Origin of the sequence: Micromonospora fulviviridis (assembly GCF_014648395.1) — a bacterium.
In the GTDB taxonomy this organism is placed as follows: domain Bacteria; phylum Actinomycetota; class Actinomycetes; order Mycobacteriales; family Micromonosporaceae; genus Micromonospora; species Micromonospora fulviviridis.
On sequence record NZ_BMRA01000007.1, the window covers coordinates 215,772 to 233,080 of the forward strand.

Consider the following 17,309-nt stretch of genomic DNA (forward strand, 5'->3'; position numbering starts at 1 on the left):
CCGGGGCGGCGGCCCGGGCGGTCAGACCCGGATGCCGGCCCACTGGTGGTGCCGGCGGACCGTGGAGAGGATGAAGTCGACGACCCGGCGGGAGGTGTCCGGCACGCGGTAGTCCGCCGGGCAGGGCACGCCCTCCGCGGCGACCTGGTCGACCGCGACCCGCACCGCCTCCACCACGCCGTGCGGGTCCAGCCCGGTCATGATGATCCCGCCGGCGTCGAGCGCCTCGGGCCGCTCGATCGACTCGCGCAGGGTCACCGCGGGGAAGCCGAGGATGGCGGCCTCCTCGCTGATGGTTCCGCTGTCGGACAGCGTGCACCGCGCGCTGGTCTGCAGGCGTACGTAGTCGATGAGGCCGAACGGCTCGTGGAAGGCGATGCCCTCCAGCGCCGTGTCGTCGACCGCGAGGGCCTCCAGGGCCTTACGCGTGCGGGGGTGGGTGGAGACCAGCAACGGCAGGCCCCACTCGTCGCGGACCGCGCGCAGGCAGTCGAGCAGGCGGTGCAGCCGGTCCGGCCGGTCGACGTTCTCCTCCCGGTGCGCGCTGACCACGAAGTACCCGCCCGGCGTGAGCTCCAGCTGGTCGAGGACCGTGGACCCGTCGACGTCGGCACGGTAGTGCTCCAGCACCTCCCGCATCGGCGAGCCGGTGTGCAGGATCCGCCGCGGGTGCAGGCCCTCGGCGAGCAGGTTGCGCCGGGCGTGCTCGGTGTAGACCAGGTTGAAGTCGGCCACGTGGTCGACGAGCCGCCGGTTGGTCTCCTCCGGCACGTTGAGGTCGAAGCACCGGTTGCCGGCCTCCATGTGGTAGACCGGCACCCGCATCCGCCGGGCCATCAGCGCGGCGATGCAGCTGTTGGTGTCGCCGAGCACCAGCAGCGCGTCCGGCCGGTACGCGGCGATGGCCTCCTCGACCCCCACGAGGACCCCGCCGAGCACCCGGCCCAGCGAGGCGGTGTCGACGCCGAGGAACCGGTCCGGCCGGCGCAGCCGCAGCTCGGTGAAGAAGATGTCGGAGAGGGTCGGGTCCCAGTTCTGCCCGGTGTGCACGAGCACGTGCTCGACCGTGCGGTCCAGCCGGTCCATCACCCGGGACAGCCGGATGATCTCCGGTCGGGTGCCGACCACCGTCATGACGCGGGTCATGGCCCGTCCCCTCGCATCGGGCCGGCGGCGTGACGCCGGCGCGCACCGCCGTCGCGCACCAGACACGCCACGGCACCTCCCCCGGAGCAACGAGACGGCCGCGGGGGAGGTTGTGCGCGGTGGGGATCCGTCAGGCCCGCTTGAGCACCTCGGAGACCAGCGCCTTCGCCTCCTCCTGGATCCGGGCGAGGTGCTCCGGGCCCCGGAACGACTCGGCGTAGATCTTGTAGACGTCCTCGGTGCCCGACGGCCGGGCGGCGAACCAGCCCGACTGGGTGGTCACCTTGAGCCCGCCGATCGACGCCCCGTTGCCGGGCGCCGTGGTGAGGGTCGCGCTGATCGGCTCGCCGGCCAGCTCGGTCGCGGTCACCTGCTCGGGCGACAGCTTGGCCAGCACCGCCTTCTCCTCCCGGCTGGCCGGGGCGTCGATCCGGGCGTACGCGGGCGCGCCGAAGCGCTCGGCCAGCTCGGCCCAGTGCTGGCTCGGGGTCTTCCCCGTGGTGGCGATGATCTCCGAGGCGAGCAGGCAGAGCAGGATGCCGTCCTTGTCGGTGGTCCAGGTGCTCCCGTCCCGGCGCAGGAACGAGGCGCCGGCGCTCTCCTCGCCGCCGAAGCCGACCGCACCGTCGAGCAGGCCGGGCACGAACCACTTGAAGCCGACCGGCACCTCCAGCAGCGGGCGGCCGAGGTCGGCGGCGACCCGGTCGATCATCGAGGAGGAGACGAGGGTCTTGCCGACGGCCGCGGCCGGCCCCCACTGCTCGCGGGTGCGGAAGAGGTGGCGGATGGCCACGGCCAGGTAGTGGTTGGGGTTCATGAGGCCACCGTCCGGCGTGACGATGCCGTGCCGGTCGGCGTCGGCGTCGTTGCCGGTGGAGACCCCGAACCGGTCGCGGGCCGCGATGAGCGAGGCCATCGCGTTCGGCGAGGAACAGTCCATCCGGATCTTGCCGTCGCCGTCCAGGGTCATGAACCGCCAGGTCGGGTCGACCGTCGGGTTGATCACCGTGAGGTCGAGGCGGTGCCGCTCGGCGATCTCCCCCCAGTACGCCACGCTCGCCCCGCCCATCGGGTCGGCGCCGATGCGCACCCCGGCGTCCCGGATGGCGGCCACGTCCAGCGCGGCGGGCAGGTCGTCGACGTAGCGGGCGAGGAAGTCGTACCCCCCGGTGGTGTCGGCGGCGCGCGCCCGCGCGTACGGGATGCGCTTCACCTCCTTGAGCCCGGCGGCGAGGATGCTGTTCGCGCGGTCCTGGATCCACTTCGTGACGTCGCTGTCGGCGGGCCCGCCGTGGGTGGGGTTGTACTTGAAGCCGCCGTCGTCCGGCGGGTTGTGCGAGGGCGTGATGACGATGCCGTCGGCGAGCCCGGCGGTGCGGCCGCGGTTGTGGGTGAGGATGGCGTGCGACAGCGCGGGCGTCGGGGTGTAGCCGTCCCGGCTGTCCACCAGCACGGTGACGTCGTTGGCGGCGAGCACCTCCAGCGCGCTGGCCTCCGCCGGTGCGGACAGCGCGTGGGTGTCCCGGGCGAGGAACAGCGGGCCGTCCAGGCCCTGCTCCCGCCGGTAGTCGCAGAGCGCCTGGGTGACGGCGAGGATGTGGTCCTCGTTGAAGGCGTTGCGCAGGCTCGACCCGCGGTGCCCGGAGGTGCCGAACGAGACCTGCTGCGCCGGGTCGCTCGGATCCGGGTGCCCGGCGTAGTAGGCGGTGACCAGCCGGGGCACGTCGACCAGGTCGGCGGGCTCGGCGGGCTGGCCGGCACGGGGGTGGGCCACGGTCGGAACCTCCTTGCGATGTGCGGGTGGATCAGGGCTCGACGCGCTGGCCCTTGCCGATGACGACGATGCCGTTGTCGGAGACGGTGTACCGCTGGCGGTCCTTCTCCAGGTCGACGCCGATCTCAGCGCCCTCCGGCACGTAGACGTTCTTGTCCAGGATGGCCCGGCGGACCACCGCGTGCCGGCCGATCTCGACACCCTCCATGAGCACCGAGCCGTCCACGTGCGCCCAGGAGTGCACCTTCACCTTCGGCGACACGATCGAGTTCTCCACCAGGGAGCCGGAGATCACCGACCCGGGCGACACCATCGAACTGACCGCGCGCCCGACCCGCTCGCCCCAGGCGTGCACGAACTTGGCCGGCGGGTACGGCGGCTGGTTGCTGTAGATCGGCCAGTCGAAGTTGTAGAGGTTGAACACCGGGTGGACGTTGATGAGGTCCATGTGGGCGTCGTAGAAGGAGTCGAGCGTCCCCACGTCCCGCCAGTAGCCGCGGTCGCGGTCGGTGCTGCCCGGCACCTCGTTGTCCTTGAAGTCGTAGACGTTGGCCTCGCCCCGCTCGACCAGCATCGGGATGATGCTGCCGCCCATGTCGTGCTTGCTGGTCTTGTCCTCGGCGTCGCGCTCGACCGCCTCGCAGAGCGCCTTGGTGCTGAAGACGTAGTTGCCCATCGAGGCGTAGATCTGGTCGGGCGCGTCGGGCAGCCCCACGGCGTCGGTGGGCTTCTCGCGGAACGCCCGGATCCGCCGGCCGTCCTCGCCGACCTCGATCACGCCGAACTGGTCGGCCATCGACAGCGGCTGCCGGATGCCGGCCACGGTGACCGCGGCGCCCGAGGCGATGTGGTCCTCCACCATCTGCCGCGGGTCCATCCGGTAGATGTGGTCGGCGCCGAAGACGATCACGTGGTCCGGCTGCTCGTCGTTGATCAGGTTGAAGCTCTGGTAGATCGCGTCGGCCGAGCCGGCGAACCACCACGGGCCGCGGCGCTGCTGCGCCGGCACCGGGGTGACGTAGTTGCCGAGCATCGTCGACATCCGCCACGTCTGGGTGATGTGGCGGTCCAGCGAGTGGGACTTGTACTGGGTGAGCACGACGATCTTGAGATAGCCGGCGTTGGCCAGGTTGGAGAGGACGAAGTCGACCATGCGGTACATCCCGCCGAAGGGGACGGCCGGCTTCGCACGGTCGGTGGTGAGGGGCATCAGGCGCTTGCCCTCCCCGCCGGCCAGGACGATCGCGAGCACCTTGGCAGCCATGCTCAGACGCTATCCATCCCGCCCCGACTTCACCACTCGTACGGGCACAGTTTGCCCCCGGGTGCGGGCCGGGCTTCCGCGCTAAGGTGCCGGTCATGAGCGATTCCCCCCGGCTGCGTGTCGACCTGCTCACCCGCGAGTACCCGCCGGAGGTCTACGGCGGCGCCGGGGTGCACGTCGAGTACCTCGCGCGCGAGCTGCGCCGCCTCGCCGACGTGCGGGTGCACTGCTTCGGCGCGCCCCGCGACGAGCCCGGCGTCACCGCGTACGCCGAGCCGGCGGCGCTCGCCGGCGCGAACGCCGCGCTGCGCACCATGGCCGTAGACCTGGAGATGGCCGCCGGCGCGGCCGGCACCGACGTGGTGCACAGCCACACCTGGTACGCCAACCTGGCCGGGCACACCGCGAAGCTGCTGCACGGGGTGCCGCACGTGGTCACCGCGCACAGCCTGGAGCCGCTGCGCCCGTGGAAGGCCGAGCAGCTCGGCGGCGGCTACGCGCTCTCCTCCTGGTGCGAGCGGACCGCGTTCGAGGCGGCCGACACGGTCATCGCGGTCAGCGAGGGGATGCGGCGGGACGTGCTGACCGCGTACCCGGAGGTCGACCCCGACCGGGTGCGGGTCGTCTACAACGGCATCGACACCGCGCAGTACGCCCCGGACTCCGGCACCGACGTGGTGGACCGGCTCGGCATCGACCCGGCCCGTCCCAGCGTGGTCTACGTCGGGCGGATCACCCGGCAGAAGGGCCTGCCGTACCTGCTGCGGGCGGCCCGGGAGCTGCCCGCCGACACCCAGCTCGTGCTGCTGGCCGGCGCCCCCGACACACCGGAGATCGCCGCCGAGGTGGAGGGCCTGGTCGCCGAGCTGCGGGCCGGCCGCTCGGGCGTGATCTGGATCGCCGAGATGCTGCCCAAGCACGAGGTGATCCAGGTGCTCACCCACGCCACCATCTTCGTCTGCCCGTCGGTCTACGAGCCGATGGGCATCGTCAACCTGGAGGCCATGGCCTGCGAGACCGCCGTGGTGGCAACCGCCACCGGCGGCATCCCCGAGGTGGTCGCCGACGGCGAGACCGGGCTGCTGGTCCCGATCGAGCAGGCCGGCGACGGCAGCGGCCGGCCGCTGGACCCGGAGCGCTTCGTGGCCGACCTGGCGGCGACGATCAACGACCTGCTGGCCGACCCGAAGCGGGCCGAGGAGTTCGGTCTCGCCGGCCGCCGCCGGGCCGTGGAGCACTTCTCCTGGGACACCATCGCGCAGCGGACGCTGGAGGTGTACCGGTCGGTGGGCGCCGCCGGCTGACCCGAGCGCGAAGCGATCTCGCGCAGTAGGTTGAACCGGTGACTGGACGGTTCCCGATCGAAGACGTCTCCCCCGTCGTCTCCTGCGGTCGCTACCCGGCCAAGGCGGTGGTCGGCGAGGTCGTGCCCGTGTCGGCCCGCGCCTACCGCGAGGGCCACGACGCGCTCGGCTGCAATGTGGTGTGGCTCGGCCCGGACGGCGCCGCCCGCCCGTTCACCCGGATGCGCCCCGGCGAGCCCGGCCAGGACCGCTGGCACGCCACCATCCGCCCCGACGCGGTCGGCGCCTGGCGGTTCACCGTGGAGGCGTTCCAGGACCCGTACCTGACCTGGCAGAACGCCGTCACCAAGAAGGTCGCCGCCGGCCAGGGCCCGGCCGAGCTGGCCAACGACCTGGCCGAGGGCGCCCGGGTCCTGGAGGCCGCCCTCGACCTCGTGCCGGCCGCCGAGCAGAAGCGGGTGCGGGCCGCGGTGGCCGCGCTGCGCGACGACGACGAGGACCTGCCCCGCCGGGTCGGCCCGGCGCTCGACCTGGCCCCGCTGCTCTGGGACCACCCGGTCCGCGAGCTGGTCACCACCGGCGACGAGCACACCCTCTGGGTCGACCGGCCGCGGGCGCTCTTCTCCGCCTGGTACGAGTTCTTCCCCCGCTCCGAGGGCGCGATCCCGGCCACCGTCGACGCGCCCGCCCGCTCCGGCACCTTCGTCACCGCCCTGGACCGGCTGCCCGGCGTCGCCGCCATGGGCTTCGACGTGCTCTACCTGCCGCCGATCCACCCGATCGGCCGGGTCAACCGCAAGGGCCCCAACAACGCGCTCACCGCCGGGCCCGACGACGTCGGCTCGCCGTGGGCGATCGGCGCCGCCGAGGGCGGCCACGACGCCATCCACCCCGACCTGGGTACGCCGGAGGACTTCCGCGACTTCATCGCCGCCGCCGCCGAGCAGGGCCTGGAGGTGGCCATGGACCTGGCGTTGCAGTGCGCCCCGGACCACCCGTGGGTGACCGAGCACCCGGAGTGGTTCACCACCCGGGCCGACGGCACCATCGCGTACGCGGAGAACCCGCCGAAGAAGTACCAGGACATCTACCCGCTGAACTTCGACAACGACCCGGAGGGCATCCGGGCGGAGATCCTGCGGGTGGTGCTGCACTGGGTCGGCGAGGGCATCAAGATCTTCCGGGTCGACAACCCGCACACCAAGCCGTTCGACTTCTGGCACTGGCTCATCTGGGAGGTCAAGAAGGTCGACCCGGACGTGCTGTTCCTCGCCGAGGCGTTCACCCGCCCGGCGATCATGCACGGCCTCGGGAAGATCGGCTTCACCCAGTCGTACACCTATTTCACCTGGCGCACGTCGGCGGCCGAGATGCGCGAGTACTGCGCGGAGCTGGTCGCGGCGGCCGACTACATGCGACCCAACTTCTGGCCCAACACCCCGGACATCCTTCACGAGTCGCTCCAACACGGCGGCCCGCCGATGTTCAAGATCCGGGCGGTGCTGGCCGCGCTGCTCTCCCCCTCCTGGGGGATGTACGCCGGCTACGAGCTCTTCGAGCACGTCGCCCGCCCCGGCGCCGAGGAGTACCTGGACAACGAGAAGTACGAGCTGCGCCCCCGGGACTGGGCGGGCGCGCAGGAGCAGGGCCGCTCGCTCGCCCCGTTCATCACCACCCTCAACCGGGTCCGCCGGGACAACCCCGCCCTGCACCGGCTGCGCAACCTGCGCTTCCACGACATCGACAACCCGGCGCTGCTCTGCTGGTCCAAGCACGACCCGGACACCGGCAACACGGTCATCGTGGTCTGCTCCTTCGACTCCCGTGCCGTGCAGTGGGGCAACACCACCCTCGACATGCCGGCGCTCGGCTTCGACTGGCACGAGCGGTTCACCGTGCACGACGAGCTGACCGGCGCCGACTACGACTGGGGGCAGCGCAACGCGGTGCGGCTCGACCCGTACCTGCAACCCGCGCACGTGCTCACTGTGCGGCGGCCCGCCCCGCCGGCCGAGCCCGGGGCCGCGCCGCCGGCCCCGGCGGCGCTTGACCTGACCGTCGAAGACGTACCCGCCGACCTCTCCGGCGGCACCGCCCCGACCGCACCGGCCGCGAAGGACGACGCACGATGGACCAGCTGATCGCCGGCGAGGCGCACGACCCGCACGCCACGCTCGGCGCGCACCCCGCCGACGGGCACACCACCATCCGGACCCTGCGCCGGGGCGCGGCCGATGTGGCCGTGCTCGCCGGCGACGACCGGCACCCCATGAAGCGGGTGCACGACGTGGGCGTCTTCGAGGCCGTGCTCCCCGGCGAGGTGCTCGACTACCGGGTCGAGGTGGACGGCGCGGTGCACGACGACCCCTACCGCTACCCGCCCACCCTCGGCGAGCTGGACCTGCACCTGATCGGCGAGGGCCGGCACGAGCGGCTCTGGGAGGCTCTCGGTGCCCGGGTCTTCGACGAGGGCGTGGCGTTCACCGTCTGGGCGCCCAACGCCCGCGGGGTGCGGGTGGTCGGCGACTTCACCGGCTGGGGGCCCGACGACGGCTGGCCCATGCGCTCGCTCGGCTCCAGCGGGGTGTGGGAGATCTTCGTGCCCGGCGCCACCGTCGGCAGCCGGTACAAGTACCGCATCCTCGGCGCCGACGGGCACTGGCGGGACAAGGCCGACCCCCTCGCCGCCCGCGCCGAGGTGCCGCCCTCCACCGCCTCCGTGGTGCACCACTCCCGGTACGCCTGGGGCGACGCCGACTGGCTCGCCCGGCGCGCGCGGCGGCAGCCGCACCAGGAGCCCATGAGCGTGTACGAGGTGCACCTCGGCTCCTGGCGCCCCGGCCTCGGCTACCGGGAGCTGGCCGAGCAGCTCACCGCGTACGTCACCGAGCTGGGCTTCACCCACGTCGAGTTCCTGCCCGTGATGGAGCACCCGTTCGGCGGCTCCTGGGGCTACCAGGTCACCGGCTACTACGCCCCCACGGCCCGGTTCGGCGACCCCGACGAGTTCCGCCACCTGGTCGACCGGCTGCACCAGGCCGGCATCGGGGTGATCCTCGACTGGGTGCCGGCGCACTTCCCCAAGGACGAGTGGGCCCTCGCCCGCTTCGACGGCACCCCGCTCTACGAGCACCCCGACCCGCGCCGCGGCGAGCACCCCGACTGGGGCACGTACGTCTTCGACTTCGGCCGCCGCGAGGTGCGCAACTTCCTGGTCGCCAACGCCCTCTACTGGCTGGCGGAGTTCCACGTCGACGGGCTGCGGGTCGATGCGGTCGCCTCGATGCTCTACCTGGACTACTCCCGCCAGGAGGGCCAGTGGGCGCCCAACGTGCACGGCGGCCGGGAGAACCTGGAGGCCATCGCGTTCCTCCAGGAGGTCAACGCCACCGTCTACAAGCACCACGCCGGGGTGGTGATGATCGCCGAGGAGTCCACCGCCTGGCCGGGCGTCACCCGCCCCACCGCCGAGGGCGGGCTGGGCTTCGGCTTCAAGTGGAACATGGGCTGGATGCACGACACCCTGCTCTACACCTCCAAGGACCCGATCTACCGGCAGCACCACCACCATCAGCTCACCTTCTCGCTGGCGTACGCCTGGAGCGAGAACTACGTGCTGCCGATCAGCCACGACGAGGTGGTGCACGGCAAGGGCTCGCTGGCCGGCAAGATGCCCGGCGACACCTGGCAGCGGCTGGCCAACGTGCGGGCGCTGCTCGCGTACATGTGGGCGCACCCGGGCAAGCAGCTGCTCTTCATGGGCTGCGAACTCGCCGACGACCGCGAGTGGAGCGAGGAGCGCGGCCTCGACTGGTACCTGCTGCACGACCCGGCGCGGGCCGGCGTGCAGCGCCTCGTGGGCGACCTTAACCGGGCCTACCGGGCCACCCCGGCGCTCTGGACGCAGGACACCGACCCCGCCGGCTTCCGCTGGATCGCCGGCGACGACGTCGCCAACAACACGGTCTCGTTCATCCGGATCGCCCCCGACGGCCAGACCCTGGTCTGCGTGGCCAACTTCTCCGCGCTGCCGCTGGAGGGCTACCGGGTCGGCCTCCCCGCCGGCGGCACCTGGACCGAACTGCTCAACACCGACGCCCAGCACTACGGCGGGTCAGGCGTGGGCAACCTCGGGTCGGTGCAGGCCGAGAGCGTGCCGTGGCACGGCATGCCGGCGTCGGCGGCGCTGCGCGTGCCACCGCTCGGCGTCCTCTGGCTCCGCCCGGCCTGAGCACCGCTGCCTCAATCCCGCCGGTCGCTGCTCGCGGCTCGCGGCTCGCGGCTCGCTGGTCGTTGCTCGCTGCTCGCTGCTCGCTGCCTGATCTTGGAGAGTTGCCGTTCGTGGCGGACGGTAACTTGCCAAGATCCCGGAGCGCCGCGCGCGGCATGCGCGGAGAGTAGCGCCAACGCCCGCAATCCCTACGCTGCGTCGAGATGTCGCGCGGAGCCGCGATCGACCTGAACGGACGCGCATCACCCTCCGTACCGCTGGACGGATGCCGGACACCCGTGACGGACGAGGCGGAGGAGCTTCGATGGCGTGGAGCAGAGGCACAACCAGGCGACGCGGGACGGCGAGCACGTCCCGGAACCGGAAGATCGCGGGCGGGGTGGCCCTGGCGATGACCGCCGGGGCGGCGTTCGCGGTCGCGACCGGCACCGGCCAGGCCGCCGAGAACTGCCAGGGCCTGGACACCGCCCTGCGCAACAACCTGACCTTCATCGCCGACCAGCGCCGCAACCCGGACGCCAACTCGGCCGCCCGGATCGCCAACCGGCAGGCCGTCGTCGACCTCATCCAGCAGCGCCGGACCGCGGCCGGCTGCACCGGCACGGTCGAGGTGGCCGGCGCGGCCTGCCCCGAGGTCCCGTGGGAGCAGGCGATGGGTACCCAGCTCGACCGGGCCTGGGCGGTCACCGGACAGCTGAGGGGCGAGCGCTCCGGACAGCTCGTCGACCCGCGACTGACCGAGGCGCGGGTGAAACAGCTCGCCGGCCTGTTGGGCGGGGTCCGCGGCATCGTGCAGGGCGCCCAGAAGGCACAGGCCGGGAAGGCCGGGGCTCCGGCCGGCGGTGGGGCGTCTGGTGCGGCGGCCGGCGGTGGGGCAGCCGGTGCGGCGGCCGCCGAAGCCGACCAGGCTGGAGCCGACGAGGCTGCTGGCGCCGGCCAGGCTGGTGCGGCCGGCCAGGCTGGTGCGGCCGGCCAGGCTGGTGCGGCCGGCCAGGCCGGTGGCGCGGAACGGGCTGCCGCCATCATCAACGCGATCGGCGGGCTGATTGGTCAGATCGGGCAGATCGTGCAGGCCGCGCTGGAGGGCCAGCAGCAGGCGGACGGCGGCGAGCAGGCCGGCAACGGGCAGGACGACCAGCAGGCCGGCGACGACCAACAAGCCGGTGATGCGCAGGACGACCAGCAGGCCGGTGACGCGCAGGACGGCGAACAGGCCGGCGAGGCCCCGGGCGGCGAGCAGGGCGCCGCTGGCCAGGAGGGCGCCGCCGGTCAGGAGGGCGCTGCCGGTCAGGAGGGCGCTGCCGGTCAGGAGGGCGCTGCCGGTCAGCAGGATGACCAGGCGGGTGACGGGCAGCAGGCCGGTGACGCCGAGGCGCGCCTCGCCGACCGGCTTCGGCAGCTCAGGGCCCGTATCCAGCAGCTGAGGGCGATCGTCAAGCAGATCCGCGCCGCTCGGCAGGCCGCTGGCGACCAGCGCGGCCAGGGCCAGAACGCCGGCCAGGGTCAAGGCAAGGGCAAGGGCCAGGACGCCGCCGAGGCGGGCGGCGAACAGAACGCCGACCAGGGCAACCAGGGCAACCAGGGCAACCAGGGCCAGGGCATGAACCAGGCGGGCCAGGGCCAAGGCCAAGGCCAAGGCAAGGGCCAAGGCAAGGGCCAGGGCCAGGCCGGGCAGAAGCAGGGCATGAACCAGGCGGGCCAGGATCAGGTGTACAAGGTGGCCGACCCGAGCGTGCCGGGCTGCGCCCCTGGTGACCCCGCCCAGGGTGCCGGAGCCGGCAACGCCGACGCCGACCAGCAGGGCGACGCGACCGGCACCGAGCAGCAGAACGGCTCGGAGGCAGCCGACGACATGACCGGTGGCAGGGGCGGCGCCGACTCAGCCGACACGGGTATGGCCGGCACGGGCGCGAACCGCGTGGCCGGCACGACCACCAGTTAGCCGCCAACCACCGCGACAAACACCATCCGCGACAGAAACGGCGACCCGGCCCCGACAACCAGGGCCGGGTCGCCGCCCACTCCCCCGGCCACCGAACCCCCGACCCACACCCCGGCGATCATGAGGTTGGCGGCACTGGAGGAGATCGACTTCGCCGCCAACTTCATGATCGACAGCGACAGGAGGGACAGGGGAAAGGGAGGGAAGGACAGTCAGACCAGGCCGGCTTCGCGGAGGAGTTTCCAGAGGCCGGCGCCGTCGGGGGCGGCGAGCCACTTCTGGCCCACCGGGCCGGCGGAGGGGCGGCCGGGCGGGGTGGGCAGGCTGCCGGCGAGCACGGACTGGGTGGGCGAGAGGCGGCGGATCGCGACCCCGGCCACGTTGTCCGGGTGGGCGGCGGCGAACTCGCGGTAGATCTCCTGGTCGTGCTGCCCGTCGTCGCCGATGAGCAGCCAGCGGACGTCGGGGAACTCCCGGGCCAGCCGGGCCAGGGTGGCCCGCTTGTGCTCCCGGCCGCTGCGGAACCACCGGTCGGCGGTCGGCCCCCAGTCGGTGAGCAGCAGCGGACCGGCCGGGTAGAGGTGCCGGGAGAGGAACCGGGTCAGCGTCGGCGCGACGTTCCAGGCGCCGGTGGAGAGGTAGAAGACCGGCGCGCCGGGGTGGGCGGTGACCAGGCGCTCGTACAGGACCGCCATGCCGGGGACGGCGGCCCGGGCGTGCTCGTCGAGCACGAAGGTGTTCCAGGCGGCGAGCAGCGGCCGGGGCAGCGCGGTCACCATGACCGTGTCGTCGATGTCGGAGAGGATGCCGAACCGGACCTCCGGGTCGAGGATGCGGACCAGCGCCTCCACCGGCTCGGCGTCGGCCACGCTCAGGCGTACGCAGCCCCAGCCGGGGGTGAAGTCGGCCTTGATGACGGTGTCCACGAAGCCGCTGCGGTCCGCGGTCGCCTCCTGGGTCACGCCGCCCGCCTCGATGGTGATCTTGGCGTGCTTGGCGGGCAGGGTGGTGAAGCTGCGCCAGCCCCGGACCTTCTCCAGCCGGCCGCGCTGGCGGGTGTCGGGGCGACCGAGCAGCACCCGGCAGAGCACGCGCGCCCAGCCCGGGGCGCCGTACCCGGCGTACGCGATGATGTTGGCCTGCCACCCGGTGCGCCGCAGCCGGCGCTCCACCAGGCCGTGCAGGGCGTCCTCGATGCGGGCGGCCCGGTGCAGTTGCGGCACGGCCAGTTGGTCCGGTGGTGTGGGTGGCACGCTGTCACCCTGCCACAACCCGCGCGCACCGGCCACGCGAGTGGTCTGCCCCGATCCACCGCGCCGTCCGGCGCCCGCGTGACAGACTGCGGTCGAGGCGACGACGGGGGCGTTGGTCGTGTCGACACCAGAGCGGGACCCGGGACGGTGGCGTCCGGCGCTGGACCGGCCGGCGCTGGTGGCGCTGCTGCTCGGCACGGCCGGGGTGGGCTACCGGCTGGTGCTGACGCTGCTCACCCTGCCCACCTCGAACAGCGACGAGGCCACCTTCGGCCTGGCCGCCCTGCACATCGCCACCGGCAACGAGCGGCCGGTCTTCCTCTACGGCCAGCGCTACATGGGCATGCTGGAGTCCTACCTGGCGGCCCCGCTGGTGGGCTGGGCCGGGGCGAGCTGGCCGCTGCTGCGGCTGCCGCTGCTGGCGCTCTTCGCGGTCTTCCTGTGGCTGGCGTACCGGCTGACCCGCCGGCTCTTCTCCCCCTGGCTGGCCACCTTCGTGGTGGGCCTGCTGGCGCTCGGCTCCGAGCGGGTGGTCCGCGACCAGCTCACGGCGGTGGGCGGCCGGCCGGAGGTGAAACCGGCGGTGCTGGCGATGGTGCTCATCGCGGTCGCCCTCGGCGACCGCCGGGTCCGGCACCGCTGGCTGGCCACCGGCCTGTTCGGGCTGCTGGCCGGGGTGGCGCTCTGGTCGGACTGGCTGATCCTGCCCTACCTGGCGGTGGCCGGTCTGCTGCTGCTCTGGGCCGCGCCCCGGGACCTGGTGGGCTGGCCGGGGGTGCTGCTGGTGGTGGGCTTCGTGCTCGGGGTCGCGCCGATGGTGAAGGACAACCTGGTCGCGCCGGACGGGCAGGACTCGCTGTCGGTGTTCCGGGAGATCAGCACCAAGGAGGGTGCGACGCCGTCGGTGACCGAACGGCTGCACGGCGGCCTGCTGGAGGGGGTGCCGCTGGCCTCCGGGCTCTGCCCGATGGACGGCTGCGCCCGCTGGGCGCAGTGGTTCGGGCTGCTCTACCCGGTGCTGCTGGTGGCCGCCGCCGGGCTCGCGCTGGTCGCGTTCCGCCGGGCCACGGAGCCCGCCGCGCGGACCCGGGCCGTGGCGATCCTCGCCCTGGTCGCCGGGGCGGCGCTGACCCTGCTGGCGTACGTGCGCAGCCCGCTCGCCGCGACCGACCCGCTGGGCAACTCCCGCTACCTGTCGGTGCTCCAGATCTCGCTGCCGGCGGTGCTCTGGCCGCTCTGGCGGGCCGCCGCGCACGCGGTGCGGGCCGCCGCGGGCGGGGCGGCCCGGCTCGCCGGCGCGCTGGCCGGTCTGGTGCTGGTCGCGCTGGCGGCCGCCACGCTGGCCGGCACCGTGGCATTCGTGGTGGACGCCCCGGCGCTGCGCGCCGAGGAGCGGCAGGCCCGGGAGCTGGCCGACGCGGTGCGCCGGGCCGGCCTGCGCGAGGTGTACGGGGACTACTGGACCTGCAACCGGTTGATCTTCAACACCGGCGAGGCGGTGGTCTGCGCGGTGCTCGACGGCGACCTGAGCCCGGGGCAGAACCGCTATCCGGCGTACTGGAAGCGGGTGGGGCGGGCGGCCCGGCCCGGGTACGTGCTGGCCGTCGGCTCGTCGGCGGAGCGCGGGCTGCGCCGGCTGCTCGGTGACCGGGCCGACGCGGCGGTGGTGGCCGAGGTGGGCGGCTATCGGGTGTACCACCCGGAGAGCGCCGTGCGGCCGTGGCGCTGAACCCGGGCCGTACGCTGTGCCGATGCTCATCCTGCTGCCCCCGTCGGAGGGGAAGGCCGAGGCCGGCACCGGCCGGCGGCTGGACCTGTCGAAGCTCTCCCTACCGGAGCTGAACCCGGCCCGGGAGGAGGTGCTGGCCGCCCTGGTCGACCTCTGCGCCGGCCCGGACGAGGCGGCGGCCCGCGAGGCGCTGGGCCTGAGCGAGGGGCAGCGCGGCGAGCTGCGGCGCAACGCGCGGCTGCGGGTGGCGGCCACCGCCCCGGCCGGGCGGATCTACACGGGGGTGCTCTACGAGGCGCTCGACCTGGCCACGCTGCCGCCGGCCGCGGAGCGGCTGGCCCGCCGCTCGGTGCTGGTCAGCTCGGGCCTGTGGGGCGCGGTACGCCTCACCGACCGGATCCCGCCCTACCGCTGCCCGGTCGGGGCGCGGCTGCCGGGCGTCGGGGCGCTGTCGGCGTACTGGCGCACGGCGCTGGCCGAGGCCATGGCGGCGGCCGCCGGGAAGGGCCCGGTGCTCGACCTGCGCTCGGGCGCGTACGCGGCCACCTGGGCGCCGCGCGGGGCGGTCGCCGAGCGCACCGTGACCGTGCGGGTGCTGCACGAGCGCGACGTGGACGGGGCGCCGACCCGGTCGGTGGTGAGCCACTTCAACAAGGCCACCAAGGGCCGGCTGGTCCGCGACCTGCTCACCGCCGGCGCCCGGCCGCGCACCGCCGACGCGCTCATCGGGGCGCTGCGCGAGCTGAAGTACCAGGTCGAGGAGCAGCCTCGGACGACCGGCCGCCCCCGCCAGGTCGACGTGGTCGTCACCGAGCTCTGAGGGCTGCTTGCCGCAAATTTTGCTCAAGGCTCGGTCGCAGCGGTTTCGCGGCGCGGACGGCGGGGGTCACGGTTAGGGAACCCCGACACCGAGCAAGGAGCTGTTCCGATGGCCCCCGAGTCCACCACCCTGCTCGACCGGCCCCGCCAGTCGTCGCCACCCCCGCCACTGGACTGGCTCACCCTGGCCGACGCCTTCGAGGTCGCCTGCCTGGTGCGCTGCACCCCGCCCCCGGCCGCCGACGCCCGCCGGGTCGACATCGGGGCGTACCGGGGCGGGATCGCCGAGTTCAACCGCGAGGACGCCGCGCACCGGATGCGGCAACTGCTGCACCGGCTGGACGTGCCGGTGGAGCACGAGCTGGCCACGGGCGGCCTGCGCCGCCGGTACGAGCTGCACCGGCTGTCGGTGCCCCGGGAGCACCGGTCGGCGTACGCGACCCTGCTGGAGGCCGGCTGGCGGCAGGGCCGCCGCGAGCTGCTCGGCGGGCCCTTCCCCGGGGCCTCCACGGCCCGCCGGGTGTGGCGGCCGCGGCTGGCCGCGGCGGCGTGGCGGGCGGCGCTGCTGGCCGGCGGCCGGCACGTACGCCGGCACAGCCTCGGCATCCGGCTCGCCGACCGGGACCTTGCCGCGGTGCTGGTCCGGGGCGCGGCGCTGCTGGAGGTCCCGGCGGTGCTCCGGCCCGGCGCGGGCTGCTTCCTGGTGAGCGTCGCCAACGGCCCGCACCGGGTGCGGATCACCGAGAGCGCCAGGCTGGCCCCGGCGGCGGCCTGCTGACCGCGCCCGCCCGGGGCGTCCCGCGGTCACCGCACGACCGTGGGCGCGGCTCCGGGCGCCACGGTGGGCGGCCGGGCTTGCGCGGCGGGTGGTCGGCAGCGCAAAGTTCAGCCCGTGAGCCGACACTGGTCTGTGCGCGGCCGGCGCCGGACCGCGGCCCCGCTGGCGCTGTTGCTGCTGCTCGTGGCCGGCCTGGCCGCCTGCCGGGACGAGCCCACCGAGCCGGTGCGGATCCGGATCGCGACCGGTAGCCCCACGGCGGTCTACCACGCCTTCGGCCAGTCGCTGGCCGCCCTGCTCAACCGGGAGCTGCCCGGCGTACGGGCCAGCGTGGTGGTCACCGCGGCGTCCGCGCAGAACGTCCGGCTGGTCGGCTCCGGCGAGGCGGAGCTGGGCTTCACCCAGGCCGACGTGCTGCCGCCGCACGCGCCGGAGCACCCCACGGTGCTCGCCGTGGCCCGGGTCTACGACGACCTGCTGCACCTCGTCACCACCGCCGGCGGTCCGGTACGCACCCTCGCCGACCTGCGCGGGCGGCGGGTGTCGGTGGGCGCCGACGGCTCCGGCACCGAGGTCACCGCCACCCGGCTGCTCACCGTGGCCCAGCTCGGCGGCACGGTGGTCCAGGAGCATCTCGGCCTGGACGACTCGGTGGCGGCGCTGCGTGCCGGCCGGATCGACGCCTTCTTCTTCTCCGGCGGCCTGCCGGTCCGCGGCGTCGCCGAGCTGGCCGGCCGCACCTCGGTGCGGATGGTCGACCTGGGCGAGTGGACCGAACCGCTGCGCCGCGGGTACGGGCAGGTCTACGTGACCCGGGACATCCCCCGCTCGGTCTACGGGGCGGACCCGGTCAGCACGGTGGCGAACCCGAACTACCTGATCGTCCGCGCCGACCTGCCGACGGAGCTGGTGCGCGAGGTGACCCGGCTGCTGATGGAGCGCCGGGAGGAGCTGGCCGCCGCGCACCCGGCGGCCGGCCGGATGAGTCCCCGGGCCGCGATCGTCACCACCCCGCTGCCGCTGCATCCGGGTGCGGCGGACTGGTACCGGGCCACCAAGCCCTGAGGCG

General features: G+C 73.9%; 12 protein-coding genes. 8 read left to right on the forward strand and 4 right to left on the reverse strand.

All coding sequences use genetic code 11. The features are described from left to right. Positions 1–21: 21 nt before the first annotated feature. From wecB to glgC, 3 genes are all read right to left on the reverse strand, one after another. Complete coding sequence (wecB, locus tag IEY96_RS20285) at positions 22–1,146, reverse strand: non-hydrolyzing UDP-N-acetylglucosamine 2-epimerase (protein ID WP_189196383.1); 1,125 nt, start codon at positions 1,144–1,146, stop codon at positions 22–24. 130 nt (positions 1,147–1,276) lie between these two features. Then, the gene (gene pgm / locus IEY96_RS20290) at positions 1,277–2,920 is read right to left on the reverse strand and encodes a phosphoglucomutase (alpha-D-glucose-1,6-bisphosphate-dependent) (RefSeq protein ID WP_189196384.1); all 1,644 of its coding nucleotides are present in this window, start codon (positions 2,918–2,920) and stop codon (positions 1,277–1,279) included. 31 nt (positions 2,921–2,951) lie between these two features. After that, positions 2,952–4,184, reverse strand: a complete 1,233-nt coding sequence (glgC, locus tag IEY96_RS20295; protein WP_091310463.1) for a glucose-1-phosphate adenylyltransferase — start codon at positions 4,182–4,184, stop codon at positions 2,952–2,954. 95 nt (positions 4,185–4,279) lie between these two features. Here glgC and glgA point away from each other — a divergent pair, with 95 nt between their 5' ends. From glgA to IEY96_RS20315, 4 genes are all read left to right on the forward strand, one after another. Next, a complete protein-coding gene (gene glgA / locus IEY96_RS20300) occupies positions 4,280–5,488 on the forward strand; it encodes a glycogen synthase (RefSeq protein WP_229791729.1) in 1,209 nt (402 codons plus the stop codon). 38 nt (positions 5,489–5,526) lie between these two features. Beyond that, positions 5,527–7,629 carry an alpha-1,4-glucan--maltose-1-phosphate maltosyltransferase gene (locus IEY96_RS20305; RefSeq protein WP_189196385.1) on the forward strand — a complete coding sequence of 701 codons (2,103 nt, stop codon included), beginning with the start codon at positions 5,527–5,529 and terminating at the stop codon, positions 7,627–7,629. Then, a complete protein-coding gene (gene glgB, locus IEY96_RS20310; RefSeq protein ID WP_189196386.1) occupies positions 7,617–9,719 on the forward strand; it encodes a 1,4-alpha-glucan branching protein GlgB in 2,103 nt (700 codons plus the stop codon). The genes IEY96_RS20305 and glgB overlap by 13 nt, the downstream gene beginning before the upstream one ends. A 265-nt stretch (positions 9,720–9,984) precedes the next feature. Further along, positions 9,985–11,661 (forward strand): hypothetical protein, encoded by a 1,677-nt coding sequence (locus IEY96_RS20315; protein ID WP_189196387.1) that lies wholly within the window; start codon positions 9,985–9,987, stop codon positions 11,659–11,661. Positions 11,662–11,873: 212 nt separating this feature from the next. On the opposite strand, the gene IEY96_RS20320 is transcribed toward IEY96_RS20315, so the two are convergent. After that, on the reverse strand, positions 11,874–12,914 hold the full coding sequence (locus tag IEY96_RS20320; RefSeq protein WP_229791730.1) for an App1 family protein phosphatidate phosphatase: 1,041 nt from the start codon (positions 12,912–12,914) through the stop codon (positions 11,874–11,876). A gap of 118 nt (positions 12,915–13,032) precedes the next feature. Here IEY96_RS20320 and IEY96_RS20325 point away from each other — a divergent pair, with 118 nt between their 5' ends. The 4 genes from IEY96_RS20325 to IEY96_RS20340 all read left to right on the forward strand — a co-directional run bounded on the left by IEY96_RS20325 (position 13,033) and on the right by IEY96_RS20340 (position 17,305). Next, on the forward strand, positions 13,033–14,643 hold the full coding sequence (locus IEY96_RS20325; protein WP_189196389.1) for a glycosyltransferase family protein: 1,611 nt from the start codon (positions 13,033–13,035) through the stop codon (positions 14,641–14,643). A 22-nt stretch (positions 14,644–14,665) separates the two neighbouring features. Next, positions 14,666–15,463, forward strand: a complete 798-nt coding sequence (gene yaaA, locus IEY96_RS20330; RefSeq protein WP_189196390.1) for a peroxide stress protein YaaA — start codon at positions 14,666–14,668, stop codon at positions 15,461–15,463. A gap of 108 nt (positions 15,464–15,571) precedes the next feature. Beyond that, positions 15,572–16,240, forward strand: coding sequence for a hypothetical protein (locus tag IEY96_RS20335; protein WP_189196391.1), 669 nt, complete (start codon positions 15,572–15,574; stop codon positions 16,238–16,240). Between the two features lie 114 nt (positions 16,241–16,354). After that, positions 16,355–17,305: a TAXI family TRAP transporter solute-binding subunit gene (locus IEY96_RS20340; protein ID WP_189196392.1), complete on the forward strand. Its 951-nt coding sequence runs from the start codon at positions 16,355–16,357 to the stop codon at positions 17,303–17,305. The last annotated feature ends 4 nt before the right edge of the window (positions 17,306–17,309 follow it).

What these genes read in the sequence shown, in the direction of transcription:
- IEY96_RS20315 (WP_189196387.1), top strand. Translation starts at nt 9,985, where the DNA reads ATGCCGGACACCCGTGACGGACGAGGCGGAGGAGCTTCGATGGCGTGG.
- glgA (WP_229791729.1), top strand. Translation starts at nt 4,280, where the DNA reads ATGAGCGATTCCCCCCGGCTGCGTGTCGACCTGCTCACCCGCGAGTAC.
- glgC (WP_091310463.1), bottom strand. Translation starts at nt 4,184, where the DNA reads ATGGCTGCCAAGGTGCTCGCGATCGTCCTGGCCGGCGGGGAGGGCAAG.
- IEY96_RS20335 (WP_189196391.1), top strand. Translation starts at nt 15,572, where the DNA reads ATGGCCCCCGAGTCCACCACCCTGCTCGACCGGCCCCGCCAGTCGTCG.
- yaaA (WP_189196390.1), top strand. Translation starts at nt 14,666, where the DNA reads ATGCTCATCCTGCTGCCCCCGTCGGAGGGGAAGGCCGAGGCCGGCACC.
- glgB (WP_189196386.1), top strand. Translation starts at nt 7,617, where the DNA reads ATGGACCAGCTGATCGCCGGCGAGGCGCACGACCCGCACGCCACGCTC.
- wecB (WP_189196383.1), bottom strand. Translation starts at nt 1,146, where the DNA reads ATGACCCGCGTCATGACGGTGGTCGGCACCCGACCGGAGATCATCCGG.